26 protein-coding genes are annotated in these 26,100 nt (G+C 32.5%); all 26 read left to right on the top strand.

Annotated elements, in window-relative coordinates:
- Nucleotides 1–6: 6 nt before the first annotated feature.
- Nucleotides 7–930: a glycosyltransferase family 2 protein gene (locus BIW12_RS03360; RefSeq protein WP_071183815.1), complete on the top strand. Its 924-nt coding sequence runs from the start codon at nucleotides 7–9 to the stop codon at nucleotides 928–930.
- Nucleotides 927–1,856, top strand: a complete 930-nt coding sequence (locus BIW12_RS03355; RefSeq protein WP_071183814.1) for a glycosyltransferase family 2 protein — start codon at nucleotides 927–929, stop codon at nucleotides 1,854–1,856. The genes BIW12_RS03360 and BIW12_RS03355 overlap by 4 nt, the downstream gene beginning before the upstream one ends.
- Nucleotides 1,846–2,979 (top strand): acyltransferase family protein, encoded by a 1,134-nt coding sequence (locus BIW12_RS03350; RefSeq protein WP_071183813.1) that lies wholly within the window; start codon nucleotides 1,846–1,848, stop codon nucleotides 2,977–2,979. The genes BIW12_RS03355 and BIW12_RS03350 overlap by 11 nt, the downstream gene beginning before the upstream one ends.
- A gap of 315 nt (nucleotides 2,980–3,294) precedes the next feature.
- On the top strand, nucleotides 3,295–4,179 hold the full coding sequence (locus tag BIW12_RS03345) for an SP_1767 family glycosyltransferase (protein ID WP_157499473.1): 885 nt from the start codon (nucleotides 3,295–3,297) through the stop codon (nucleotides 4,177–4,179).
- A gap of 1 nt (nucleotide 4,180) precedes the next feature.
- On the top strand, nucleotides 4,181–5,323 hold the full coding sequence (locus BIW12_RS03340; RefSeq protein ID WP_071183811.1) for a glycosyltransferase family 4 protein: 1,143 nt from the start codon (nucleotides 4,181–4,183) through the stop codon (nucleotides 5,321–5,323).
- Between the two features lie 2 nt (nucleotides 5,324–5,325).
- Nucleotides 5,326–6,297, top strand: a complete 972-nt coding sequence (locus BIW12_RS03335) for a glycosyltransferase (RefSeq protein ID WP_198033448.1) — start codon at nucleotides 5,326–5,328, stop codon at nucleotides 6,295–6,297.
- Nucleotides 6,298–6,352: 55 nt separating this feature from the next.
- Nucleotides 6,353–7,012: a DUF1919 domain-containing protein gene (locus BIW12_RS03330; RefSeq protein ID WP_071183809.1), complete on the top strand. Its 660-nt coding sequence runs from the start codon at nucleotides 6,353–6,355 to the stop codon at nucleotides 7,010–7,012.
- Nucleotides 7,013–7,014: 2 nt separating this feature from the next.
- Nucleotides 7,015–8,034 (top strand): glycosyltransferase family 2 protein, encoded by a 1,020-nt coding sequence (locus BIW12_RS03325; protein ID WP_071183808.1) that lies wholly within the window; start codon nucleotides 7,015–7,017, stop codon nucleotides 8,032–8,034.
- Nucleotides 8,031–9,062, top strand: a complete 1,032-nt coding sequence (locus BIW12_RS03320; RefSeq protein WP_157499471.1) for an acyltransferase family protein — start codon at nucleotides 8,031–8,033, stop codon at nucleotides 9,060–9,062. The genes BIW12_RS03325 and BIW12_RS03320 overlap by 4 nt, the downstream gene beginning before the upstream one ends.
- A complete protein-coding gene (locus BIW12_RS03315; RefSeq protein WP_071183806.1) occupies nucleotides 9,062–10,138 on the top strand; it encodes a glycosyltransferase family 4 protein in 1,077 nt (358 codons plus the stop codon). The genes BIW12_RS03320 and BIW12_RS03315 overlap by 1 nt, the downstream gene beginning before the upstream one ends.
- Nucleotides 10,135–11,244: a glycosyltransferase family 4 protein gene (locus BIW12_RS03310; RefSeq protein WP_071183805.1), complete on the top strand. Its 1,110-nt coding sequence runs from the start codon at nucleotides 10,135–10,137 to the stop codon at nucleotides 11,242–11,244. The genes BIW12_RS03315 and BIW12_RS03310 overlap by 4 nt, the downstream gene beginning before the upstream one ends.
- A 3-nt stretch (nucleotides 11,245–11,247) precedes the next feature.
- Nucleotides 11,248–12,333 carry an EpsG family protein gene (locus BIW12_RS03305; RefSeq protein ID WP_071183804.1) on the top strand — a complete coding sequence of 362 codons (1,086 nt, stop codon included), beginning with the start codon at nucleotides 11,248–11,250 and terminating at the stop codon, nucleotides 12,331–12,333.
- Nucleotides 12,334–13,212, top strand: a complete 879-nt coding sequence (locus tag BIW12_RS03300) for a glycosyltransferase family 2 protein (protein WP_071183803.1) — start codon at nucleotides 12,334–12,336, stop codon at nucleotides 13,210–13,212.
- Nucleotides 13,213–14,307 carry a glycosyltransferase family 1 protein gene (locus BIW12_RS03295; RefSeq protein ID WP_071183802.1) on the top strand — a complete coding sequence of 365 codons (1,095 nt, stop codon included), beginning with the start codon at nucleotides 13,213–13,215 and terminating at the stop codon, nucleotides 14,305–14,307. It begins immediately after the preceding gene.
- Nucleotides 14,297–15,022: a glycosyltransferase family 32 protein gene (locus tag BIW12_RS03290; protein WP_071183801.1), complete on the top strand. Its 726-nt coding sequence runs from the start codon at nucleotides 14,297–14,299 to the stop codon at nucleotides 15,020–15,022. Before BIW12_RS03295 ends, BIW12_RS03290 begins: the two co-directional genes overlap by 11 nt.
- On the top strand, nucleotides 15,022–16,224 hold the full coding sequence (locus BIW12_RS03285) for a glycosyltransferase family 4 protein (RefSeq protein WP_071183800.1): 1,203 nt from the start codon (nucleotides 15,022–15,024) through the stop codon (nucleotides 16,222–16,224). The genes BIW12_RS03290 and BIW12_RS03285 overlap by 1 nt, the downstream gene beginning before the upstream one ends.
- Before the next feature lie 69 nt (nucleotides 16,225–16,293).
- Nucleotides 16,294–16,896, top strand: coding sequence for a sugar transferase (locus BIW12_RS03280; protein WP_071183799.1), 603 nt, complete (start codon nucleotides 16,294–16,296; stop codon nucleotides 16,894–16,896).
- On the top strand, nucleotides 16,886–17,011 hold the full coding sequence (locus BIW12_RS16670; RefSeq protein WP_317040850.1) for a PglD-related sugar-binding protein: 126 nt from the start codon (nucleotides 16,886–16,888) through the stop codon (nucleotides 17,009–17,011). Before BIW12_RS03280 ends, BIW12_RS16670 begins: the two co-directional genes overlap by 11 nt.
- Nucleotides 17,002–17,502, top strand: coding sequence for an acetyltransferase (locus tag BIW12_RS03275; RefSeq protein WP_317040849.1), 501 nt, complete (start codon nucleotides 17,002–17,004; stop codon nucleotides 17,500–17,502). The genes BIW12_RS16670 and BIW12_RS03275 overlap by 10 nt, the downstream gene beginning before the upstream one ends.
- A gap of 129 nt (nucleotides 17,503–17,631) precedes the next feature.
- Nucleotides 17,632–18,774, top strand: a complete 1,143-nt coding sequence (locus BIW12_RS03270; RefSeq protein ID WP_071183798.1) for a DegT/DnrJ/EryC1/StrS family aminotransferase — start codon at nucleotides 17,632–17,634, stop codon at nucleotides 18,772–18,774.
- A gap of 84 nt (nucleotides 18,775–18,858) precedes the next feature.
- Nucleotides 18,859–19,629, top strand: a complete 771-nt coding sequence (locus BIW12_RS03265) for a polysaccharide biosynthesis/export family protein (RefSeq protein ID WP_071183797.1) — start codon at nucleotides 18,859–18,861, stop codon at nucleotides 19,627–19,629.
- 3 nt (nucleotides 19,630–19,632) lie between these two features.
- Entirely contained in the window at nucleotides 19,633–21,984 is a 2,352-nt protein-coding gene (locus BIW12_RS03260; RefSeq protein ID WP_071183796.1) for a GumC family protein, read from the top strand.
- A 94-nt stretch (nucleotides 21,985–22,078) separates the two neighbouring features.
- A complete protein-coding gene (gene rfbC, locus BIW12_RS03255; protein WP_071183795.1) occupies nucleotides 22,079–22,627 on the top strand; it encodes a dTDP-4-dehydrorhamnose 3,5-epimerase in 549 nt (182 codons plus the stop codon).
- A 407-nt stretch (nucleotides 22,628–23,034) separates the two neighbouring features.
- Complete coding sequence (rfbD, locus tag BIW12_RS03250; protein WP_071183794.1) at nucleotides 23,035–23,895, top strand: dTDP-4-dehydrorhamnose reductase; 861 nt, start codon at nucleotides 23,035–23,037, stop codon at nucleotides 23,893–23,895.
- A gap of 221 nt (nucleotides 23,896–24,116) precedes the next feature.
- A complete protein-coding gene (gene rfbB / locus BIW12_RS03245; RefSeq protein ID WP_071183793.1) occupies nucleotides 24,117–25,166 on the top strand; it encodes a dTDP-glucose 4,6-dehydratase in 1,050 nt (349 codons plus the stop codon).
- 20 nt (nucleotides 25,167–25,186) lie between these two features.
- Entirely contained in the window at nucleotides 25,187–26,056 is an 870-nt protein-coding gene (gene rfbA / locus BIW12_RS03240) for a glucose-1-phosphate thymidylyltransferase RfbA (RefSeq protein ID WP_071183792.1), read from the top strand.
- The last annotated feature ends 44 nt before the right edge of the window (nucleotides 26,057–26,100 follow it).

Below are 26,100 nucleotides of genomic sequence, written 5' to 3'. Positions count from 1 at the left end.
AATATAATGAATTTTCCACTAGTTACAGTTCAAATACCTACTTATAATCAAAAGCACTATATTAAGGAAGCGATTGATTCTGTTTGTTCTCAAAGTTATAATAATGTAGAAATAATTGTATCTGATGATTGCTCCCCTTACGATATTAATGAATACCTAAAAGATTTTGTTTGCAAACAAAATTTTAAATTGATCGCTAATAAAGTTAATTTAGGCAGGGTAAAAAATTATCGGAATACTTTGTATAATCATGTTAAAGGAAAATATTTTGTTAATTTAGATGGAGATGATTATTTTATAGATAGTTCTTTTTTAGAATACGCTGTTAATATACTTGAAGAATATGAAAAAAATTATAAACCTGTAGTTTTTGAGTATAATCACAATGTTCAAAAAATAAAAGACATAGTAGGAGAATATATTGTTATAGATGAAAATTCCATTTTGATTGACGGTATAAGGTATTTTCAAAATCTTCATAAAATAAATGAATTCACACATGCATCTTGTATTTTTAAAACTGAAACAGCCAAGTCTATAGGCTTTTATTCAATCGATAGTCTTTGTTCTGATTTTGATTCAGCTTGTAGAATATTATTAGAGGGAAGTATAATAGTTTCTAGTGCAAAAGTTGCAGAATGGCGGATTCACGAAAATAATGCTTCCTGGTCTTTGAATACAGAACAATATTTTTCGGAAAAAAAATCTATTAAAAATATTATTGATTCTGCAAAAGGGAAAGTTAAGCCAGTAGATTTATTACCATTAGAGAAAGCTTTAAATTTTGGACTATATTATAAGACTTTATCTCTGTTTGAAAATGATAAAAATTATAAAGAACAGATTAAATTTATTTTATTTAATTCAAAGGTCAATTTTTTATATTTCAAAGCAATAGCTCGTTTCATGATTAATAAAATGGTTAAATGATTTTTAGTATTATTATACCTGTTTATAATTCTGAAAATTATTTAATTGAGTGTTTAAATAGTGTAATTAATCAATTATATACTAATTTAGAAATCATTTTAATTAATGATGGTTCGACAGATAAATCACTTGAAATATGTGAAGATTACGCTTCCAGAGATAAGAGAATTTCCGTTCTTTCACAAAGTAATAAAGGACAAGCTTCAGCAAGAAATTTAGGTTTACAGCATTGTACAGGTGATTATGTATTGTTTGTTGATTCTGATGATGCTATTTCATTAGATTTAATACAGCTTAATTATGATATTTTAAAATGTAAGACGGTAGATTGTTTGCAATTTCCTGTCATAATGAATTTTTCATCTAAAGATGATGAACGATTATTATTTGATAAATATGAAAATTTGTATTTAACCAGTAAAGTTGAGATTCTGAACCATTGGTTAAATGAAGTCAATATTTCATGGATTGTGTGCAATAAAATAATAAAGAAAGACATTGCATTGAGGATTCAATTTGTTGAAAAAATGATTTATGAAGATAATAAGTATGTTGTTGATTTAATTAAAGAAATTGAAAATATATTCTTGTCCAACAAAGGGAGTTATCATTATTATCAAAGATTAAATTCTACCACAACATCAAAGCTTACTTTAAAAAAAGAAATTGATACAATTAAAGTTTTGGATAGTCTATTGTCTACTTTTGGTAGTATGCTTGATAATCATTTATATGTTAATTATGTTTTGCGTATAGTTAATATTGAAAAATCAATTAAAAAGAATTTTAAACAATCCATCAAAAAAAGCAAAAAATATACTTCGTTTATTTCTTTTAAATATATTTTTTTAGATAGTAAGCTGGCCTTAAAGGATAAGATAAAATTGCTTATGGTTAAAGGAAATTTTATTAAAGATGAAATTTAAGTTTATTGATTCCATAAGAGGTGTAGCTATTTTGATGGTTATTCTTGTACATACTTCTCAGAGAATTGATGGAATAGATTATGTGACGATGATGATTTCTCAATATGGTCAAATGGGAGTTCAACTTTTTTTTCTTGCATCAGCTTATACCTTATGTTTATCTGCCCAATTAAGGAACAATGAATCTTTAGCTTTAATCAAATTTGGCATAAGAAGATTTTTTAGAATTGCACCATTATATTATCTTGGGATATTAATTTATTTAGTTATTTCTTTAATGCTTTCGAAAATTGGGAGCGGGGAATTTATTCTATCGAATATATATAATGTTAAGAATGTAATTAGTAATGTTACATTTACCCATGGGTTTTATCCTCCAGCTAATAATAATATAGTTCCAGGGGGGTGGTCAATTGGTACAGAAATGGCTTTTTATTCTATATTTCCTTTATTGTTTTTAATTGCAAACAAGAGAATTAATTCATCTTTGGCAAGTATTTTTAAGTACGTATTAATAGGATTAGTATTTTCTCAGTTGATTTTGTTTACACTTCATCAGTTAGACATCAAAGTAATTAATAATAGTTTTGTTTATTATAATTTAATAAACCAATTACCGGTTTTTTTATTAGGGATAGGATATTTTTTTTACAAAACAAAGTTGGCTATAGAATTAAAAACTATTGTTAATTTATTTGGTTTTTTATTCTTTACAATTTTATCTTTTTTACTTTGGCTTTCCGGCATAGATTATTTTTTCTCAGTTATTCCCTTTATATCAGGATTGTCTTTTATTTTTTTGATCGAATTGTTTCGTAAAAATGATTTTCTGAATCATAGTTTACTAATAAGAATAGGGCAACTTTCTTTTTCAATGTATTTATTCCATTTTATTTTTGCGTGGTATATTACAGGAATTTTTACCTCTAAATTTGAGTTAATAAATGGAACTGTTTCTTTTCTTGTATTTTATATTTTTACAGTAATTTCTACATTCGGGATTGCTTTACTATCTGAGAAATATATAGAACAGCCTAGTATTGAATTGGGAAGGAGGATTATAAAAAGGATAGATGTTTTGACTGAATTATACAATAAAAAACATAAAGAAACTAGTACTTAATTGTGTATACCTAATCTTTTTTCGCAAAATTATCATTAAAATTAATTACATCTATTGGTGTTAATTCTCAATTTTTATTTCTTGAAAATGATATATTAATTACAATAATACTATTTTTAATATCATTGATAGTTAGTCATTATAGCTTTATATTGTTTGAAAAACCAATTAATAACTATATGAAAAAGCCAAAGACTGTTTGGGATTCATTATTTAGTTAAGGTTTAATTGACTAAGTATTTTAAATAGTGAATTTTTGTATATATAATTTTGATCATTAAATAAATAATTATAATTGAAACAAAATATTTAAAATTGAAAGACAAATTGTTTTTTTTGAATAAAAGGTTGAAAGGCAGGATGGCGGTACTATTTTATAAATGGTTAAAAAAACCAGAGATAAAAAATACCGATGAAACTATCAATTATATTATCAAAAATCGTTGTTCTGTTTCACGTTTTGGAGATGGTGAGTTTCAAATATTATTAGGTGAATATTTGATTTTTCAAGATTATCATCCATTGCTAGCTGAAAAGTTTGCAGCCATTTTGGCACAGAAAGAAGATTTAAACCATATAACTTGTATACCTTCTGTATTAACTGATAATAGTGAATTAAAAAGTGCTCCTAAAGAATATTGGCATCAATATTTTAGCGGGAATTATTATTATTTAAAGCCTTATTTTACTTTTAAAAAGCCTTATTATGATTCTCTATTGAGTCGTTTGTATATGGATCAATTAAACAGTCAGCTTTCCAAGACACGTTTTGAAATGATTCGGAATGTTTGGGAGGCTCAAGATATTCTTTTTATAGAGGGAGAACAATCCCGTTTAGGTGTTGGAAACGAGCTGTTTGATAACGCGAGATCTATTAAACGTATTCTCTGCCCTTCATTGAATGCATTTTCCTGTTATGATGAGGTTTTGAATTATGTTAGCATAAATATTAGAAAAGATACTTTGATTCTTTTGGCCTTAGGTCCTACGGCTACTGCGATGGCCTGGGATTTATGTAAATTGGGATATTGGGCAATAGATATTGGGCATATTGATATTGAATACGAATGGATGAATATGGGAGCGACCGAAAAGGTTCCGGTTAAGAATAAATTTGTTGGAGATATCTTTACATTTAGTGAAGAGAGCAATGGCAATTTAGAAGAATATAAAAAATCAATAATTAAAATTATAAACTAAATTGAAAATAGTTTATTGTACAGGGGCTTTATACAATCCTGGAGGAGCAGAGAGAGTGTTGATTAGTAAGGCTAATTATCTTGCAGCTACAGGAAATCATGAAGTCTATATTGTAACAGCCGATCAATGGGATAAGCCATTTTGCTTCGCTTTGAATGATAAGATTAAGTTTATTGATGCTTCAGTTCATAGTTTGGTTCCCAAAAGGGTTATTCCTTTGCTTACTAAAAGACTTTTATTGCCGAAAATAGTCAGACATTATCAGTCTATTATAGATGAGATTCAACCGGATATTATTATTGTAAACGAGTTAGGGTATGATGACGAGGTAATTCCAAAGTTACATACTGTTGCAAAAAAGATAAGGGAATTTCATTCTTCACATGAAGCAGTGAAAATGATGATTAAAGCCAAAAGAGATTGGAAATCCAGACTACAATCGGGTTATGTAAACAGGCAAAGTTACAGACAATTTAATAAATTTGATTGCGTAGTTTTGTTAACTGAAACTGATTGTAAAAAAGTAAACTATGATACATTAACTGAGGTTATACCCAATACATTATCCAAACCAGAAATTGAGTGTAGCAGATTAGAGGAGCGTAAAGTAATTACTGTTGGACGTCTTGATAATCTAAAGAATCATATTGAACAAATTGAAGTTTGGGCAGAAGTAGTTTGTGAACATCCTGACTGGACATTACATATTTATGGTGAAGGGCCAGAAAAAAAGCGTTTACAGCAGGCAATTCTTGAAAGAGGATTGGATAAAAATGTTTTTCTGGAAGGTATATGCACAGATCTTACTAAGATGTATCAGACATCGTCATTTTTTTTATTTACATCACTAGCCGAAGGTTTTGGAATGGTTCTTATTGAGGCTATGTCCCTAGGTTTACCTTGTATAAGTTATGATTGTTCCTGTGGACCTTCCGAAATTATAGATAATGGAGTTAATGGTTGGTTGGTTCCGATAGGAGATACTAAAATGTTGACTGAAAAGACCAAAGAGTTGATTGGAAATTCCGAAATGAGAATTAAAATGGGAAGTGCTGCTTATGAAAAAAGTAAGTACTATTTTCCCGAAAATATTATGCCTCGCTGGGAATTGTTGTTTAATAAGTTAGTAGGGAATAATTTATGATTTTGTTGTCTATTATAGTGCCTGTATATAATGTTGCGGATTATTTGGGTAGATGTTTAGAAAGTATAACTGTTCAGATTACTGATGGTGTTGAAGTTATTTTAATAGATGACGGATCAACGGACATGTCTTATGCGATTTGTACTGAGTTTGAGAAGCGTTTTGAATATATCCGTGTTGTTAGACAACACAATAAGGGATTGAGTGGTGCCCGAAATACAGGAATGGATTATGCACAGGGTGATTTTGTCTGGTTTATAGATTCTGATGATTGGATTGTAACCGGAGCTGTCCCAAAGTTGTTGGATTATATACGTAAGTCTCCAGAAATAGATGTATTTCGTTTTGGATTTACTTTGTTTAAAGATGAGACGGATGAACCGGTTGAGGAGTATGTCAATTCTTCAGTTCATGATGTAAAATCAAATAGCTATTTTCAACAAAATGAAATGATGTATCAAGTATGGGCAGGTATTTATAAATGTACTTTTTTAGAAAAGAATAGTATTAGTTTCCCGGAAGGAATGATATATGAAGATATACCATATAATTTGCAAGTGTACACTTCAGCTGCAAGAATGACGGTATTATCACATAAATTTTATTGGTATCGGGTAAGGCAGGGGTCTCTTTTGCGTTCAGAAGTGAATTTGAAGAAAATAGTTTCTGTGGCTCATATTTTAGGCGTTTGTGATACTTTGATTGATAAGTTTGAGGGGAATAATAAGGAGGTGACCATTGCCATTCGAAAAAAGTTAGACTATTTGTATGTCTATATTGATCATTTACACGCATACAATGGGTTTACTTCAGAAGAAAAATGGAAAGCATTTCAGAAATTAAATCTTCATATACCGATACTGCCTGGAGAATCTAAAGGGCTGATATGGAAAAAACTTCAGCTTAGATGGATGCCTAAAATATTTTATAAAAATCGGATTCATTATTTAAAGAAACAATCCCAATTAATTTAGGTCGTTTTTTATTTTATTACAGAAAAAATATATTAACTTTTGTTGTTTACTCAATATGTTACAGTTAATAAGGAAACCAATAAGAAAGCTTTTCTTAAGTTATAATCAGCGTAGGATGAGCAATGTCCCTTTTGTAATTATATCAGATAATTGTTGGGGAGCGGAGATTTATAAGGAGTTTAATCGTCCTTATAATACTCCTTTTGTGGGTTTGTTTTTTCATAGCCCTTGTTTTATTCGGTTACTGGAAGATTTTAATTATTACATGGAGCAACCTTTACATTTTGTTTCGAAGACTAAGTATCCCATTTCAGAGCCTAATTATCCAATAGCCCTTCTTGGAAAAGATGTAGAGGTACATTTTCTTCATTACAAGGATGAAGCTGAGGCTACAGCTAAATGGTTACGTCGTTTAGAGAGGATGAAACAAAATTCGGAATGGAATAATTATTATTTTAAGTTTAGTGTAGAAACAGACAAAACAGAAGAAGTTAAGGATTTACTGGATAGATTTTATTCATTAGCATTTAAAAATAAACTTTCTTTTGCAACATCAGCTTATCAATCAGCAAATCATATATTGATAAAAGAAGATAAACTACCGGATGGGCTTTCACTTTATAGTATTTCACGGATATTATTTGATGTCGAATATTGGTTAATAAATGGGAAAATCAAAAATACATTTTGGAATACTTTAGTTAAGCGGATTTAGAGATGGTAAAACCTACAATTAGCATAATTGTTCCAGTATATAATTCATCTGCTTTTTTAAAAAAGTGCCTGGAAAGTATTTTAATGCAGACTTATTCAGATTTTGAATTATTGTTAATCAATGATGGCTCAACAGATACTTCTTTAGATATTGCTTTATCTTATGCCAATCTTGATAATCGTATTATAATAATCAATCAGTTAAATCAAGGGGTTTCGGCAGCCAGAAATCATGGACTAGTAAAAGCGGGTGGTGATTTTGTTGCATTTATAGACGCAGATGATTGGTTGGAACCTGAATATTTAAATGAGCTCGTTAACGATATGATAACTAATGAGGCTGATTTAGTATGCAGTGGTTATTATGACTATTCTGTATATGCCAGGCGATTAGCAGTACATGATTTTAGCAAAAAAGGCGATTCTGTGAAAATGCCTGAAATGATGTATGCTTTGTTGAATGGAACAGCGGGAGTTCCCTGGGCTAAATTGTATAGAAAAGCTATAATCGACAACTTTGGTATTCGTTTTAATAATCAGGTTAAGATGTCGGAAGATTTGGTTTTTAATTTAGAATATGTTTCTTATTGCGAAAAGATTATAATTAACAAGTATCATGGTTATAATTACAATAGGTTGAATAGTACTTCAGCCTCTTCCAAAATAAATCCTGATTATTTGTCTTCTTATGAGATAAGTAATGAATTAATGATACAATTGTGGAGGAAAATTAAATTAGACGATTTAAAACTTTTTAATTATATCAATCAAAGGCTTCGCCTGTTTATTGTTACTGTTTGCGATAATATTGCTACTAACAAAAACATAGGTGTTTTTAAACGTATTGAACAAATCCGGTTTTTTTTAGAAGAAAGTCTGCCTGAAAAATACATTAAACCGTTTAAAACTGAAAAAGAAATTCCATTATGGTTTTTAATGAATGAATATTACTGGTGTTCCTATTTTTATTTTTGGTTAAAAAAAAGTTTTTATCAATTCAAATTAAAAATGAAAACTTTATGATTAGTATTCAGCAATCCAATCATTTGAAATCCATAGCTATTTTAATGATGCTATGTCTTCATTTGTTTAATACTTTGGATTACGAAGGATTGTTTGAACCTTTAATTTATTTAGGTGAGAAGCCTTTAATTTATTATATTTCTTTGTTTTCGGATGCCTGTGTGCCTATTTTCGCCTTTGTAAGTGGTTATGGATCGTATTTTAAATTTCAGCAAAATCAATTTGCTTACTGGACAGATAATTTAAAGCGATTAAAAAAGCTCTACCTGAATTATTGGGTTATAATATTCCTGTTTCCGGTAGCTTTGGGATTATTGCTACACAAGGAAGATTACCCGGGTTCAATATTCACCCTGATAGAAAATTTATTAGCGGTTAATACTTCATATAATGGAGCCTGGTGGTTTTTTACTATTTATGTTTTGTTTGTTTTGACTTCTTCATTTTGGTTTAAATTACTAGACAAGATAAACTCATATTGCTATTTGTTAGCCCTTTTATGCTTGTATCTTATTAGCTTTTATTTAAGGGTTTATAAACCTTTAAATTATAGTATTCCAATTTTTAATTGGTTTCATACCCAAGCTGCTCTTTATGGATGCACCTTATTTCAATTCATGTTAGGGGCTTTTGCTTTGCGTTTTAATTGGAATATTATTTGGGCTAATTTTTTTAAATCAATAAAAAACAAGGTTGTTTTATTTGCATTAGGAACTATTTTGTTGTTATTCGCACATGGATTAGTGACTAATTTTATTATCGCTCCCTTTACCGCTTTGGTATTTTTATTTTTGTTTACACAAGTTAGATTAAATCAGTTTTTTTGTAAAATTTTAGATTTTTTTACTCCACATGCCACTAATATATGGCTGGTTCATATGTTTTTTTACATGATCTTTTTTAAATCATTTATTTATAGTACTCATTACGTATTGCTAATATTTTTGTTGTTAGTCTTTTGTTGTATTGGTAGTTCAATTGTGGTTAATAAAATAAATAATGTGGTTTTACAACTAGTAAAAATATAATGAAACTACTTTATATAACAAATGGGATTAATGGTTCGGGAGGATTAGAACGGGTGCTTTCTATAAAAGCTTCTTATTTAGCAGAACACTATGGTTATGAGGTTAGTATTCTTTGTTTGAATAATAGTGATGAAAATCCATTTTATACTTTTTCTGATAAAATTAAAATCTATTGTATTTCTGTTAAAGGAAATTTTACCCAATATGTTTTTCAATATATAAAAGGCTTGCAAAGAATAGTCAGGGAGATAAAACCGGATGTTATTTCAGTTTGTGATGATGGATTGAAAGCTTTTTTTGTGCCCCGGATTTTAGGAAAAAAAATACCAACTATTTACGAACGCCATGCTTCCGTTGCTCTAAATACCACTACTTCCATCAAAGGGCGATTAATGCGTAAGTTGATGCAGTCCCAACTTAAGTATTTTGCAAAATTTGTAGTGTTAACCCCTTCCAATATAGAGGAGTGGAAAGAGGGAGATATTATTGCCATACCAAATCCTTTGAGTTTCAAACCCCAATCAGGTAATCTTTTAAACCAGAAAAAGCTTATAGTTGTTGGCTCCCATTCGTATAATAAAGGCTATGATTTGTTATTGAAAGTTTGGAAAGAACTGAGTGGGCAGTATCCGGATTGGGAGTTAATGATTTACGGAAAAACAGATAAGAACCGGCAATTTATAAAAATGGCTGAGGAATTGCAATTGACTAAAACAGTACGTTTTTTTGAACCCGTAGCCGATATACAACAAAAATATCTGGAGAGTTCAATTATGGTATTGCCTTCAAGATCCGAAGGATTCGGGATGGTATTGATTGAAGCTATGGCCTGTGGATTGCCCTGTGTTTCTTTTGATTGCCCTTCAGGCCCCAGAGATATTATTGCTGATTCTGTAGATGGTTTTTTGGTGCCAGCCCAAAGTGTGTCAGAAATGATTATTAAAGTAAAAAAGCTTATAGAAGACGATATTCTGAGATTTGAGATGGGAAATAGGGCTTTTGAAAATGTAAAACGATTTTTGCCTGCTACGATAATAAGCCAATGGGATCAATTGTTTAAAAGTTTGAGAGGATGAGGGTAGCTTTTGTAACGGATCAAATATATTTACATGGAGGAATAGAAAAAGTATTGGCTGAAAAGGCTAATTATTTTGCTGAGGTTTGTGGTTATGAGGTTGTTATTTTGACAAATGAACAAAAAAAGCAAGCTCCCTGTTATGCTATAAGTGCTAAAATACAATTGTTAGATTTAGCTATTAATTATAACAGAAAGAAGAGTTATTTTTCATGGGCTAATTTGCAGAAATTACCCAATCATGTTTATCAATTAAATCAAATTCTACATAAGCTTCAACCCGATGTGGTTATTGTATCTAATTTTGGATATGAAACTTATTTGATTCCTTTTTTGTATAAAAAGGCAAAAAAAATTAAAGAATTTCATTCTTCCCGTTATTTCGAATCACAATTAAGAAAACAAAATGTGTCCTTTCTTAAAAAGAGTTATAATCAGTTTAATGATTGGATGGAATCAAAGTACCATCATTTGGTAGTTTTAAATAAGGATGAGGTAGCGTATTATAAAAGCAGTAATGTGGTGGTAATACCTAATCCTGTTAGCATTCCAAAAGAAAGAGCAAGCTTAACTAATAAAAAAGTCATTGCAGCTGGCAGAATTGCCCCGGTAAAAGGATTTGATAAATTGATTAAAGCTTGGGAAAAGGTACATGCGGTTTTTCCGGAATGGGAATTGCATTTTTATGGTGAGGATTATTTGGAAACCCAACAACAATTAGAAAATTTGATTAAAACCTATAATTTAGAAAATACAATTTATTTTAAAGGAAGTTCTTCTAAGATGCTGGAAATTTTTATGGACTACAGTATATATGCCATGAGCTCTGAAACCGAATGTTTTCCTATGGTTTTATTGGAAGCTTTGTCGGTTGGTTTACCTATAGTTTCTTTTGACTGTCCAAACGGTCCTCGCAATATAGTTACAGATGGGCAGGATGGATTTTTGGCAGAAAATCAAAATGTGAAAGATTTAGCAGAAAAAATTTTATTTTTGATGCAAAATGAAAATAAGAGAACCGTTCTTGGAGTAAATGCGAAATCCAATAGTTATAGATTCTCAACTCCTGTTGTAATGCAACATTGGATTAATTTATTGTATTCTTAGATTATGTTTAATTTTATTCCCGTTGAAAATTATACTACGGTTTATTTCAACTTTTTGTTGTTGGTAGTTTTGATAGTGTTTTTTAGGTCAAAGTCAGTAGCAATTATTGACAGAAGAAATATCAAATCGATGCAGTCATTAGGTTTTTTTATTTTCTTGTTTACTGTTTTGTATATGGGATTACGTCCAATAGACTGGCGTTTTGGGGATATGTCAACTTATTATGAGGGTTTTTTGCGTTATCAACGCGGCGATTTTAGCAGACAAGGTAAGGATATTGGATTTGAAATTTTTGTAAAAATATGTACTCAAATAATGTCTGCTCAAATGTTTTTTTTGGTATGTGTAATTTTATATGTTTTACCTTTATGGCTAGCCTGCAAGACCTGGTTTAAAAATTATGCTTTTTATGCATTTTTAGCATTGATAACTTCTTTTTCTTTTTGGTCGTATGGAACTAATGGAATTCGTAACGGAATCGCGACGTCTCTTTTTTTATACGCTTTATCCAGAGAAAAAATAGTCCCTAAAGTTGTATTTGTTTTAATTGCCATTGGTTTTCATAAATCGGTCGCTATTCCTGCTGCTGCTTTAGGTTTAAGCTATTTGTACAATAATCCCAAAAAATATTTTTATGGATGGTTAGCCTGTATCCCTTTGTCGTTGATTGCAGGAGGTTTTTGGGAAGGGCTTTTTGCCGGCTTTATGGAAGATGACCGTGCCAGTTATTTGACAGCCGGGAATGTTAATGATGATGCTTTTAGTAATACGGGTTTTCGCTGGGATTTTTTGTTATACAGCGCCTCGGCAGTTTATGCCGCTTATTTTTTTCTTTTTAAAAAGAATTTTACAGATCAAAGATATAATCAATTAGTTTGTGTGTATTTAGCAGCCAATGCTTTTTGGGTGTTAGTTATCCGTGCTAATTTTTCCAATCGTTTTGCTTATTTGTCCTGGTTTATGATGGGAATAGTTATTGTCTATCCTTTTTTAACGAAAATTCAAATGAAGAACCAGCATCAGGTATTAGGTTCAGTTTTACTCGCTTACTTTGGATTTACCTATTTAATGAATGCAATATTGTCATAAATGAAAAGTTTAACCGTTTTTACCCCTTCTTATAACAGGGCTTATCTATTACCCCAATTATACTCCAGTCTTTGTAATCAGTCTAATCAGGATTTTATATGGTTGCTTGTAGATGATGGTTCAACCGATAAAACTCAGGAATTGATAAAGGGATGGATTGCTGAAGATAAAATACAGATTCAGTATATTTATCAGGAGAATCAGGGGATGCATGGAGCCCATAATACGGCCTATAAACATATCACGACTGAACTCAATACCTGTATCGATTCGGATGATTTTATGCCTTTGAATGCTGTTGAAATTATACTGGATTTCTGGAATAAAAATAGAAGTGAAAAATACGCAGGTATTATAGGTTTAGATATTGATAAAAATAATAAGATAATAGGTTCGGAATTTGATTGTGATTTAAAATCTACCACATTGAGCGGATTTTATGAGCGGGGGGGAATTGGAGATAAAAAGATAGTTTATCGGACTGACGTAATTAAAAAATATCCCAATTATCCTGTTTTTGAAGGAGAAAAATATGTTTCATTAGGCTATAAATATTTGTTGATAGATCAGGATTATGAGTTGTTGTGTATAAATAAGCCATTAGTAGTTGTAGAATATCAAACTGATGGATCTTCTAAGAATATGTATTACCAATATATCAGAAACCCTAAAGGCTGGTCTTTTATAAGGAAGGTACAAATGCAATATACGCAATCCAAAAAGGTTCAACTTAGAAATTGCATCCATTATGTTTCAACGAGTCTGTTGCTTAAAAACAAAAAGTTTATAAAAGAATCACCATTGAAATTATATACCGTATTGGCCATTCCTTTCGGAATTCTATTGTTTTTTTTTATAAGCTATAAGACCAGAAAATAGATGAGTAAGATAAAGGTGTTACAAGTAGTAACAGTAATGAATCGGGGTGGTATTGAAACCATGTTGATGAATTATTTTAAAGGTTTAGATAAGAATAAATTTGAATTTGAATTTTTAGTACATAGAAATTCAGGTGAGTATGAACACGAAATAATAGCATTAGGGGGAAAAATTCATCGCTTACCGGCTTTGTCATACAAAAGTGTTTTTGCATATATAAGAGCTATAGATGTGTTTTTCAGGGAGAACCCAAACTTTGATATTGTTCATGTGCATAATAATACTTTTGGGTATTTTCCACTAAAATATTCAAAGAAATATGGTATAAAAAAGCGAATCATTCATAGCCATATTGCGGTTATGCCTGAGAAATCAATTAAAACTATTATTGGTAAATACCTGAAATCAAAACTTCCTAAATATGCTACTGATTTTTTTGCCTGTGGTCAATTGGCAGGAGAATGGTTGTATGGAAATGATTTAGAATTTAAAATAATTCCAAATGCCATCGATGCAACTAAATTTAGATATAATTTAGAAATAATTAATGATGATCAAGAAGAAGGTTTAAATATTATCAATGTTGCCCGATTTTCGCCTCAAAAAAACCACTTTTTTTTGATTGCTATTTTTCATGAGTTATTAACAGAGGTGAAGAATGCAAATTTAATTTTAGTAGGGAATGGTGAGCTTGAATTGCAAATAAAAGAAAAAGTGAATCAATTAGGATTAACTGATAAAGTTCATTTTTTAGGCAGTCGTTCCGATGTAAATGAAATTCTTCAAAAAATGGATTTATTTTTAATGCCTTCTTTTTTTGAAGGTTTGCCCGTTTCTTTAGTTGAGGCACAGGCAGCAGGTTTACCATGTCTGGTTTCTACCGGAGTTCCCCGGGAATCGGAAATTGTAAAAGGAAACATGACGTTTTTAGACTTAAATGATTCCAAACAAAAATGGGTTGAAGCCATTTTGAAACTTTCCAAAATAGCTAAACGTGACACTTTTAACGATATTGTCGATGCCGGATTTGATATTCATTCCAGTGTTTTATGGTTACAAAATTATTATGAAAATCTAGTTAGAAATGATACCTAAGATTATACACTACTTTTGGTTTGGAGTAAATGCAATGCCAGCTTTGGCAGTTACATGTATTGAAAGTTGGAAAAAACACCTGCCTGATTATGAATTTAAATTATGGAATGAAGAGAATTTTGATGTAAATGTTTCTCCTTATTGTAAGCAGGCTTATGAGAATAAGCAGTATGCATTTGTATCGGACTATGCCAGATTTTATGTGTTAGCCAAGCATGGAGGTGTGTATATGGATGTGGATTATGAAGTGGTAAAACCTTTTGATGAAATTGTCTTAAATAATAATGTTGTAATGGGCTTAGATGAGGTGGGAGATTTAACTGCTTTTATGGCAGCACGACCAAAATCGGATTATATTTTGAAAATGATAGATAAATATAATTCGTTACAATTTATAAATAATGATGGTAGTTTTAATAATGCTACTATGAACATATGGATGGAAGAGGTTTTAAGTGCTTATGATTTCAAAAAACAAAATGAGAATCAAGTTTTGGATTCAGGAATTGTTTTGTTTAAGGATGATTATTTTCAAGCAAAAAGTTTACTAACAGGTAAGTTTAATGTTACCGAAAACACCTACACAATACATCATCATACTTTGACTTGGGTTAGTACCAAAACTAAAATAATAAAATTCATTAGGATGAATGTATTAATTCCTGTTTTAGGAGTAAGCAATTATATGAAATTGGTAAAATATATAAAAGCTTAATGAAACCTAAAATCATTCGCACCTCTACTGTAGCCCTATCTTTGGATTTTTTACTCAAAGGGCAATTGGCTTTTTTAAATCAGTATTATGAGGTCGTTGCTGTTTCGGGAGAGGATGAACATTTAAGAGCCGTTGCTCAAAGAGAGAGAGTAAGGACAATTCCTCTTCAAATGCAAAGAATTATCAGTCCGTTAAAAGATTTGGTTTCTTTATGGCAATTGTATTGGTTGTTTAAAAAAGAGAAACCCCAAATTGTTCATTCGATAACTCCTAAAGCAGGTTTGCTGTCAATGATAGCTTCCAAATTGGCCGCTGTTCCGGTACGAATGCACACATTTACAGGATTGATTTTTCCAAGTAAATCAGGTTTTTTACAACAGCTTTTAATCTTTATGGATCGTTTGTTGTGTAGTTGTGCCACTCATATTTATCCAGAGGGACAAGGGGTTCGAAATGATTTGATTAAGTATAAAATAACTTCTAAGCCTTTGCAAGTAATAGCAAATGGAAATGTTAATGGAATAGATACTACTTACTTCTCTAAAGAACAGATTTCCGGTGATGGACAAGAATCTTTAAAAAAAGATTTGGGTATTGCTGAAAATGATTTTGTTTTTGTTTTTGTGGGGCGATTAGTCGGGGATAAAGGAATTAACGAATTGGTTCAGGCTTTTAAGCAGTTTGTTGTCAGTTCGAGCGGAGTCGAGAACTCTTCTAAAAAAAGCCAAACTAAGCTTTTGTTGGTTGGGTCTTTAGAATCAGATTTGGATCCATTACAAGAAGAAACGTTAAGGGAAATAGAAACCAATAAAAACATCATTTCAGTTGGCTTTCAAAAAGAGGTACGTTCGTATTTTGCTATTGCTGATTGCCTTGTTTTTCCTTCTTATCGTGAAGGTTTTCCCAATGTGGTTTTACAGGCAGGAGCAATGGGGTTGCCCGCAATTGTAACGGATATCAACGGTTCTAATGAGATTATTATGGATGGAGAAAACGGAATCATTATTCCGTCTAAGAATACAATAGCACTCCAGAAAGCTATGTCGAAAATGATGAATGAAGAAGTTTTTTATAATGAATTGCAGCAAAATTCCCGTAAAATGATTGTTGCTAAATATGAGCAAAAAGTGGTTTGGCAAGCAATTTTAGAAGAGTATAGAAAGTTAGAGGTTAGAAGTCAGAGGTTAGAAGTCAGAGGTTAGAAGTGTAGAGAACAGAAGGCAGTTTAGAATAACAAATAAAACGAGAGAAAACTAAGGACTAAAAACAATATGTATCAATCATTTTTTAAAAGAGTATTAGATTTTGTTGCAGCTTTAATAGGATTAATAATTTTGAGTCCAATATTTATTGCAGTTACTGTCTTCTTGTATTTTGCTAATGAGGGAAAACCTTTTTTCTTTCAGTTACGTCCGGGAAAAAATGGGAAGATTTTCAAAATTGTCAAGTTTAAAACCATGAACGATAAAAAAGATGCTGATGGAAATCTGCTATCTGATGCCGAACGATTGACAAAAATGGGTTCTTTTGTTCGTAAAACTTCTTTGGACGAGATTCCACAATTACTCAATGTTTTAAAGGGGGATATGAGTTTAATTGGACCAAGGCCTTTGTTGGTACATTATCTGGATTTATATTCTGATTTTCAAAACAGACGTCATGAAGTCAAGCCAGGGATAACGGGCTGGGCACAGGTTAATGGTCGCAATGCCATTTCCTGGGATACTAAATTTGAATTGGATGTTTGGTATGTAGATAATCTGTCATTTACTTTGGATTTGAAAATTCTATTCAAAACCGTTTTGAAAGTAATAAAAAGTGAAGGAATTAATGCAGCCGATGCTGCCACAATAGAACCTTTTAATGGAAAATAAACTATTTTTATACGGAGCCAGCGGACATTGCAAAGTAGTGATAGATATTTTGCAATCGAATAAAGAAGAGGTTCGTTTTATTGTTGATGATAATCCTAACGCAGAATGCTATTAGGAATTCCGGTAATTCATTCGAAGGAATTTAGTACAGAAAAATCACAAAAATGTATTGTTTCAATAGGTGATAATATGATCAGAAAAAAAATAGCCCAAAGACTTGGTGGTGGTTTTCATCTGGCGATTCATTTACAGACTATAATTTCAAAATTTGCAACATTAGGAGAAGGTACAGTAGTTGCTCCAGGGGCAATTATAAATGTTGATGCATCTATTGGGAAGCATTGTATAATCAACACAGCGGCAATAGTGGAACACGATTGTGTGGTGGAGGATTATGTCCATTTATCACCTAATTGTGCATTAGCAGGTGGAGTAAAAGTGGGAGAGGGTACTCATATCGGAATTGGAGCCAAAGTAATTCAGGGTATTACAATTGGCAAGTGGGCTACGATTGGTGCAGGAGCGGTAATTATCAAAGATGTGCCTGATTATGCAGTTGTTGTTGGAAACCCGGGTACGATAATAAAAAGTAAAAAAAATATATAAGTTAATTGTTTTAAAAGTAGGGAGCTTCTGTGAACTTATTTAAAACTGCTATGGTTAACGAAAGAAATAAAAACTTATATGACTCCTGCCTGTCGGCAGACAGGTATATGTTTAATAATAAAAACAATAATGAAAAACTCAAAAATATGGCTTTCGTCTCCCCACATGGGAGGAAGCGAACAAAAATACGTACAGCAAGCTTTTAATACTAACTGGGTAGCACCATTAGGTCCTAATGTTAACGGTTTTGAACAGGATTTAGAAAATTATTTAGGAAACGAATGTTATGTAGGAGCTTTGAGTTCCGGAACAGCAGCGATTCATTTGGGATTGATTTTATTAGGCGTCCTGGCAGGTGATGAAGTCATTTGTCAGAGTATGACTTTTTCGGCTTCGGCTAATCCTATTTTGTATTTGGGAGCGACTCCTGTTTTTGTGGATTCTGAAAGTGAAACCTGGAATCTATGTCCAATAGCCTTAGAAGAAGCTATTGTTGACCGAATGGCTAAAGGTAAAAAGCCCAAAGCTATCATAGCGGTGCATTTATACGGAATGCCATTTAGAGTTGCCGAAATAAAAGCGGTAGCAGCTAAATATCAAATCCCCATTTTAGAGGACAGTGCCGAAGCCTTAGGAAGTAGGTATAAAGGAAAGCAATGCGGAACTTTTGGAGATATTGGTATTCTGTCTTTTAATGGAAATAAAATCATAACTACCTCAGGAGGTGGTGCCATTGTTACTCCCAGTAAAGAATTAAAAGACAAAGCTGTTTTTTTAGCCACTCAGGCAAGAGATAACGCACCTCATTACCAACATTCTGAAGTGGGATATAACTATCGTATGAGTAATATTTGTGCGGGAATAGGTCGTGGGCAAATGGAAGTTTTAGATGCCCATATTGCTTTGCGAAGAAAGATGAATGATTTTTATAAAGAATTATTTAAAGATATAGAAGGAATTACAGTTTTTGACGCTCCTAATACGGATTATGTGTCTAATCATTGGTTGACAGCCATTGTGGTTGATCCAGAAAAAACGAACGGAATTACAGCAGAGCAAATCCGACTGGCATTAGAAGCAGGAGATGTAGAATCCCGTCCTTTGTGGAAACCGATGCACTTGCAGCCTGTATTTGAAGCATATCCTTATTATGGTAAAAGTATAGCTCAAAATCTGTTTGAAAAAGGCTTGTGTTTGCCTTCAGGATCTAATTTGACTGATGAAGACCGGGCAAGAATCCAAAAACTGTTTTTAGATTTTATTAAGTTGTAGATATAATTCTACAAAATAAATTGTTAGTGCATTGTTAAGCCTAGGCATCGAATTCCTTATATTTGCACCAAAAAATATAATTTTATGAAATATTTCTGTTTGTCAAAAAGTACTATTTTTCTCTTTTTGATGTTCTTGTTTTTTTCCTGTACTCCTAAAAAAAACATACTTTATTATCAAAATATTGATGAAATGGCTTCGGCAAAATTAAATTCTTATGAAATAAGAATCCAACCTGATGATTTGTTGCAGATTAATATATCAGCCGAAGACCCTAAAATTACAGCTCCTTTTAATTTGAATCCCGTTAATGTTATTGGCGAAGGAGGTCAAGTGACAAGTAAGTCGGCGGTGAATGATTATTTAGTAGATGCTTACGGTTACATCGATTTTCCGGAACTGGGAAAATTGAAATTAAGCGGAATGACGCGTTCAGAGGTGTTGGCACTTTTCAAAAAGAAAATTTCGGCTTATATTAAAAATCCAATTATTACAGTTAGACTTCAAAATTTTAAAGTAGCCGTTCAGGGTGAGGTAGGCGGACCGGGAGTTTTTACTGTTGCTTCCGATAGAATTACTTTGATTGAAGCCTTGACGATGGCAGGCGACTTAAAAACAACAGCTAATAGAAAGAATATTTTAGTGATAAGAGAAATAGATGGGGTGAAATCTTATTTTAGAGTGGATGTAACCAAAGCTGATTTTATTAACTCTCCTTATTATTATTTGGCACAAAATGACGTGATATATGTAGAACCCAAAAACAGAACACTTAGTCCTGATGTCACTTTAGTGACAACAATCAGTTCTTTATTGGTGACTTTTGTTTCATTTATTTTAGTAATTACAAAATAGTTTATGGAGAATAGTAATATGCAGTCAGAGGATTTTGGTCAGGATTTTGATTTAAAAGCTGAGATTAATAAGTATTTAGTGCATTGGAAATGGTTTGTTCTTAGTGCATTTCTGGTATTTTCTATAGCATTTATAAAATTGAGATATACGAAGCCTGTTTACGGTGCTTCGACAAAAATCTTAATGAAAGATACTAAAAAAGGAGGGAGGCTTTCAGAAGCTGCAGCATTTTCGGATTTAGGAATCAATAGCGGGACAAGAAATGTTGATGATGAAATTGAAATAATGAAATCCCGAACAATATCAGAAGCAGTTGTTGAAAAATTGAATTTCAATATATCCATTATTGCTAAAGGTAAGGTTTTAGATGTTGAACTTTTTGATAAAGACTCACCTGTTGAAATTCATTTTATCAACCAAACAGCTGATTTTTATGAAAAATCCATGCAGTTTGATTTTGTTGAAAATGCTTCAGGCACCTTTAGTTTGTCAAGTGCTGATCACTTAATTGATGCAAAACAACATTTCAGATATGGACAACGCATTAAAACTCAATATGGAGACTTAATTATTACGAAGGTTAACAGCGGAAAACAGAGTACTGTAGGAGCTTTGTCTATTATAGTAAGTCCTTTGAAGGCTGTTGCCTCCAGTTACAGAGGACGTTTAACTATTGAACCCATAACAAAGGGAAGTAATGTTATAGTGTTGAATATTGCTGATGCTGTAGAAAAAAAAGCAGAACTGTTTTTAGATTGTTTAGTGAAGACTTACAATGAAAAAGCAGTAAGTGATAAGGAGTTTATTTCAAAGAATACTTCTGTTTTTGTCGCCAATAGATTGAAATTGATAAGCGAAGAATTAGTTGATGTTGAAAAGAATGTAGAGCAATTTAAGGTTAGTAATAAACTAACAAATTTAGAATCCGAATCCGAACTTTATGTAACAGGTTCTACTGAGTTTAACAGAAAAGCTATTGATGCTCAGGTTCAGCTAAATGTGTTGAATTCAGTTGTTGAATATGTCAAGAAAAGTACTAATGAGAACTTATTACCAGCTAATCTTTTTTCGGATGTCGATGGGGACGCTTCTACACTGATAAGTTCATATAACGATCTGATTTTGGAAAGAAACAGAATGTTGAAATCGGCTACGGCTTCAAATCCAACAGTTATGAAGTTAGATGAACAGTTGGCTAGTTTGAAATCGACATTGTTGTCCAGTTTAGATAAAAGTCAATCTATTCTAAAAATACAAAAAAGGAATATTGAACAAAATGAAAACCTATTTAACAGTAAAATACAAAAAATGCCTTCTCAGGAACGTCAATTTAGAGATATTGAGCGCCAACAGAAAGTAAAGGAAGAATTGTATTTGTATTTGTTACAAAAAAGGGAAGAAACGGCTTTAGCCTTATCCTCAACTGAACCTAATGCGAAAGTGATTGATGCTGCCCTATCTACCGGAGCAGTTTCTATAAATCCCAGAGTAATCTACTTGGGAGCATTATTGTTAGGTTTGTTAATTCCTGCGGGTATTATCTTTCTGATTGATTTCTTAGATACTAAAATCAAAAGCCGTATGGACTTGGAAGGACGAACAAAAATTCCTTTCATAGGTGATGTACCTAATTCTGAGGATGCTTCGACGATTATGCAATCGGAAAGCAGATCCAGCTCTGCCGAAGCTCTGCGTATTATTAGAACCAATCTGGAATTTATGGTCAGTAGAGTTCCTGAGGGAATAGCCAAAACTATATTCCTTACCTCTACCTTCCCTAAAGAAGGAAAGACTTTTGTATCGGTGAATCTGGCAGCTACTTTTGCGCTTTCCGGTAAAAAAGTCCTGTTAGTGGGTATGGATATCAGAAATCCAAGATTAGATGATTACTTAACATTGCCGGACAGAGGTTTTACCAATTATTTGTCATCCAAAGATTTAAGTTTAGATGATTTAATAATAAAACAAAAAGGTTACGAAGACTTTCATATTCTTCCGGCAGGTGTCATTCCTCCTAATCCGGCTGAATTGTTGATGAGTAAAAAAGTTGATTCCTTTTTTGAAACGATAAAGCAACAATACGATTATATTATTGTAGATACGGCTCCGGTTAGTTTGGTTACAGACACATTATTAATAGCCAAGCATGCTGATACTTTTATATATGTAGCCCGAGCTAATTTCTTAGAAAAACGTATGCTTGATATTCCTAACGGTTTGTATCGAGATCAAAAACTACCTAATATGTGTATGTTGCTAAATGATACTGATTCTACTAAAGGTTACGGCTATGGTTATGGATACGGTGTAAAAGTAGAAAAGAAACCATGGTACAAGAAAATATTTAATTCATAATTTATTAACTCATACAGAGCATACAGCATCAAAAGTTTATAAAACATCAATTTTATGAATTTTTGATGCTTTTTAATTTATCCAATCTTATAAAATGACAATTGAAAAAACACCTATTCAGGATTTAGTAATCATTAATCCCTCTGTTTTTAATGATGAAAGAGGGTACTTTTTTGAAGCCTACAATCAAGCTAAGTTTAACCAAAACGGGATTAGCTATAATTTTATTCAGGACAATCAGTCTTTTTCTAAAAGAGGGGTTATCCGTGGTTTGCATTTGCAGATTAATCCTTTTGCTCAGGCTAAATTAGTTCGTGTGTTAGAAGGAGAAATTCTCGATGTAGCAGTCGATATCAGGAAAGATTCACCAACTTTTGGGCAGCATTTTTCGGTGGTTTTAAGTGCCGAAAACAAAAAACAGTTAATGATTCCACATGGTTTTGCTCATGGTTTTTCGGTATTGAGCGAAACGGCTTCAGTATTGTATAAAGTAGATCAGGTGTATGACAAGGAGAGTGAAAGAGGAATTCGCTATGATGATCCTGCTTTAAATATTGATTGGCAATTAGATTCAGCTGAGGTTATTGTCTCTGAAAAGGATTTGGTATTGCCGTACTTTAAGGATATTGATTGGGAGTTTTAAAATGCGAATTAAAAACGAATTATCGCGAATTGTCACGAATTTATCTAATCTAAATCGAGAATTAGTATTATATGGAGACAGGTATCAGTTATCAGTTTGTAATTTTTTCTTGTATTTATTCCTAAAAGGGAAAATAATACCATTTAGAAATATAAAATGGTCTTATTGTCAGTTCGAGCGCAGTCGAGAACCTTATATTGAATCTCGACTGCGCTCGATTTGACAAAAAACAATTAGACTTCTCTATATTTCTAAATGGTATAAATTAAGAAGTGATTATTGATCCTATACGTTATAATTTATGACTTCCGCCGCGGCGGATCGGGGAAAACAAAAAAGAATGTAGTTATTTAAGATTTAAAAAGAACCCTTTGTGACTTCTAACTTTAGTGGTTAAAAAAAAAATAATGAAAAAAATACTTGTAACTGGTGCCAATGGACAATTAGGTTCTGAATTGAGAGTGTTGTCTTATGACACAGCTTTCGAATGGGTTTTTACTGATTATCAGGAATTGGATTTGTGTGATTTGGAAAATTTAGCGGATACAATTGCTGAAATTAATCCGCAAATCATTATCAATTGTGCTGCTCATACTGCGGTGGATAAGGCGGAATCAGAATATGAATTATCGGATGTGTTGAATCATCAGGCTGTTGCTGTTATGGCTCAATGGAGTTCGGAAAACAATTGTAAATTGATTCACGTTTCGACTGATTATGTTTTTGATGGGAATTCGGCTGTGCCATTGACTGAAGATGCCCTAACTGCTCCAATAAATGTGTATGGAGTAACCAAGCTGGCAGGAGAAAAAGCCTGTATGCAGAATAATCCTAATGCGATTATTATTCGAACTTCCTGGGTGTATTCCAGTTTTGGAAATAATTTTGTGAAAACAATGTCGCGTTTAATGCAGGAACGCGATAGTCTGAATGTGGTAAACGACCAAATAGGAAGTCCGACTTATGCCGCCGATTTGGCTCAGGCTATTCTAACTATTATCAATCATTCAAATTGGCAAGCCGGAATTTATAATTTCTCCAATGAAGGTGAAATCAGTTGGTATCAATTTGCTTTAGCCATTCAGGAAATAGGAGGTTTTGATTGTACTGTTAGCGGAATTCCTTCTTCAGCATATCCAACACCGGCTAAACGCCCCGCTTATTCTTTATTGGATAAAACAAAAATCAAAACTACTTTTGGTGTTGCTGTTCCCGGATATAAAGAAAGTTTGAGAAAATGTATGGAGCTATTGAAAGTTAGAGGTTAGAAGATGGGAGTTGGGAGTTGGAAGTTGGGAGTTGGAAGTTAGTAAATTTATTTTTCCACCCTTTAGGGAGGGGAAAGAAAAGAAATTTTGAGGAAGAAGAAAAGCATAAATTTTTGTTTTTTTCAATCCGCCGAAATAGAAGCCAAAAATTTAGAGGTAGAAAGAAAAAAAAGAATAATTAATTCGTGTCAATCCGAATTGATTCGTAAAATTAGAAATAAATGAAAAAAATACTAATTACCGGTGGTGCCGGTTTTATCGGTTCTCATGTGGTGAGACGTTTTGTTACAAGATATCCGGAGTGTCAAATCTTTAATTTGGATGCTTTGACGTATGCCGGAAATCTGGAAAATATAGCTGATATTGAAAAGTATCCTAATTACACTTTTATAAAAGGGGATATTGTTGATGCTGCTTTTATAGATCAATTGTTTGCCGAACATCAATTTGACGGCGTATTGCATTTGGCGGCCGAATCGCATGTGGATCGTTCGATAACTGACCCGATGGCATTTGTAAAAACCAATGTTATTGGGACAGTTAATTTGTTAAATGCGGCTAAAACGATTTGGAAAGACAATATTGAAGGAAAACGTTTCTATCATATCAGTACCGATGAGGTGTATGGTAGCTTAGGAGCTGAAGGTTTGTTTACTGAGACTACGGCTTACGACCCTAATTCCCCTTATTCGGCTTCTAAGGCCAGTTCCGACCATTTTGTACGTGCTTATGGCGAAACTTATGGTTTACCTTATGTACTGACCAATTGTTCCAATAATTACGGGCCGAATCATTTTCCGGAGAAATTGATTCCGTTGTTTATCAATAATATTATCAATAATAAGCCTTTACCCGTTTATGGAGATGGGAAATACACCAGAGATTGGTTATTTGTTGAAGATCATGCCGTTGCAATTGATTTGGTTTTTCACGAAGGTAAAAATCACGATACTTACAATATTGGTGGTTTTAATGAATGGCAAAATATTGATTTGGTGAAGTTACTTTGCAAAATCATGGACGAAAAATTAGGCAGAGCCGAAGGAACATCTGAAAAGTTAATTACTTATGTAAAAGACCGTCCGGGACATGATTTGCGTTATGCTATTGATGCGACTAAAATAAACAAAGAGTTAGGCTGGGAACCATCGGTTACTTTCGAACAAGGTTTGGAAAAAACTGTCAATTGGTATATGGAAAATCAAACCTGGCTGGATCATGTGACTTCCGGGGCTTATGCTTCGTATTATGAGAAACAGTATTCGAATTAATTCTCAAAATTAGTAAAACCATGAAAGGAATAATACTTGCCGGAGGTTCCGGAACCCGTTTACATCCCTTAACATTGGCTATGAGTAAACAGATGATGCCGGTGTATGACAAACCGATGATTTATTATCCTTTGTCAACGTTGATGACAGCAGGGATTAATGAAATTTTAATAATTTCTACCCCGCATGATTTGCCTAATTTCAAAAAATTATTGGGCGACGGTTCGGCTATAGGTTGCCAATTTAGCTATGCCGAACAGGCTGTTCCTAACGGTTTGGCACAGGCTTTTGTTATTGGTGAAGAATTTATAGGCAATGATAGTGTAGCCTTAGTTCTGGGAGATAATATTTTCTTTGGTTCTAATATGGATGAGTTGTTACAGTCTAATTGCAATCCCGAAGGAGGAGTTGTATTTGCTTATCATGTTTCTGATCCGGAGCGTTATGGAGTGGTTGAATTTGATAAGGATTTGAACGCTATTTCAATTGAAGAAAAACCATTGGAACCCAAATCCAATTATGCAGTGCCGGGATTGTATTTTTATGATAATTCGGTGGTAGAAATCGCTAAGAATATTCAACCAAGTGCCAGAGGTGAATATGAAATTACCGATGTCAATAAAGCCTATTTAGAAAAAGGAGCCTTAAAAGTTGGTATATTGAGTAGAGGAACGGCCTGGTTAGATACAGGAACTTTTAACAGTTTGATGCAGGCGGGACAATTTGTTCAGGTTATTGAAGAGCGTCAGGGATTAAAAGTAGGCTGCATTGAAGAAATTGCCTGGCGACAGGGATTTATTTCAGAGCAACAACTAAGAGATTTAGCCGAACCTTTGAAAAAATCAGGTTATGGAGAATATCTTTTGGGTTTGTTAAAGCATAAATTATAAGCTTTATATTTGACTGCTTAGTCAAAGACGGATAAAATTTATAT

Source organism: Flavobacterium commune (assembly GCF_001857965.1).
GTDB classification, from domain to species: domain Bacteria; phylum Bacteroidota; class Bacteroidia; order Flavobacteriales; family Flavobacteriaceae; genus Flavobacterium; species Flavobacterium commune.
This window is presented reverse-complemented; position numbering and strand designations above follow the sequence as displayed.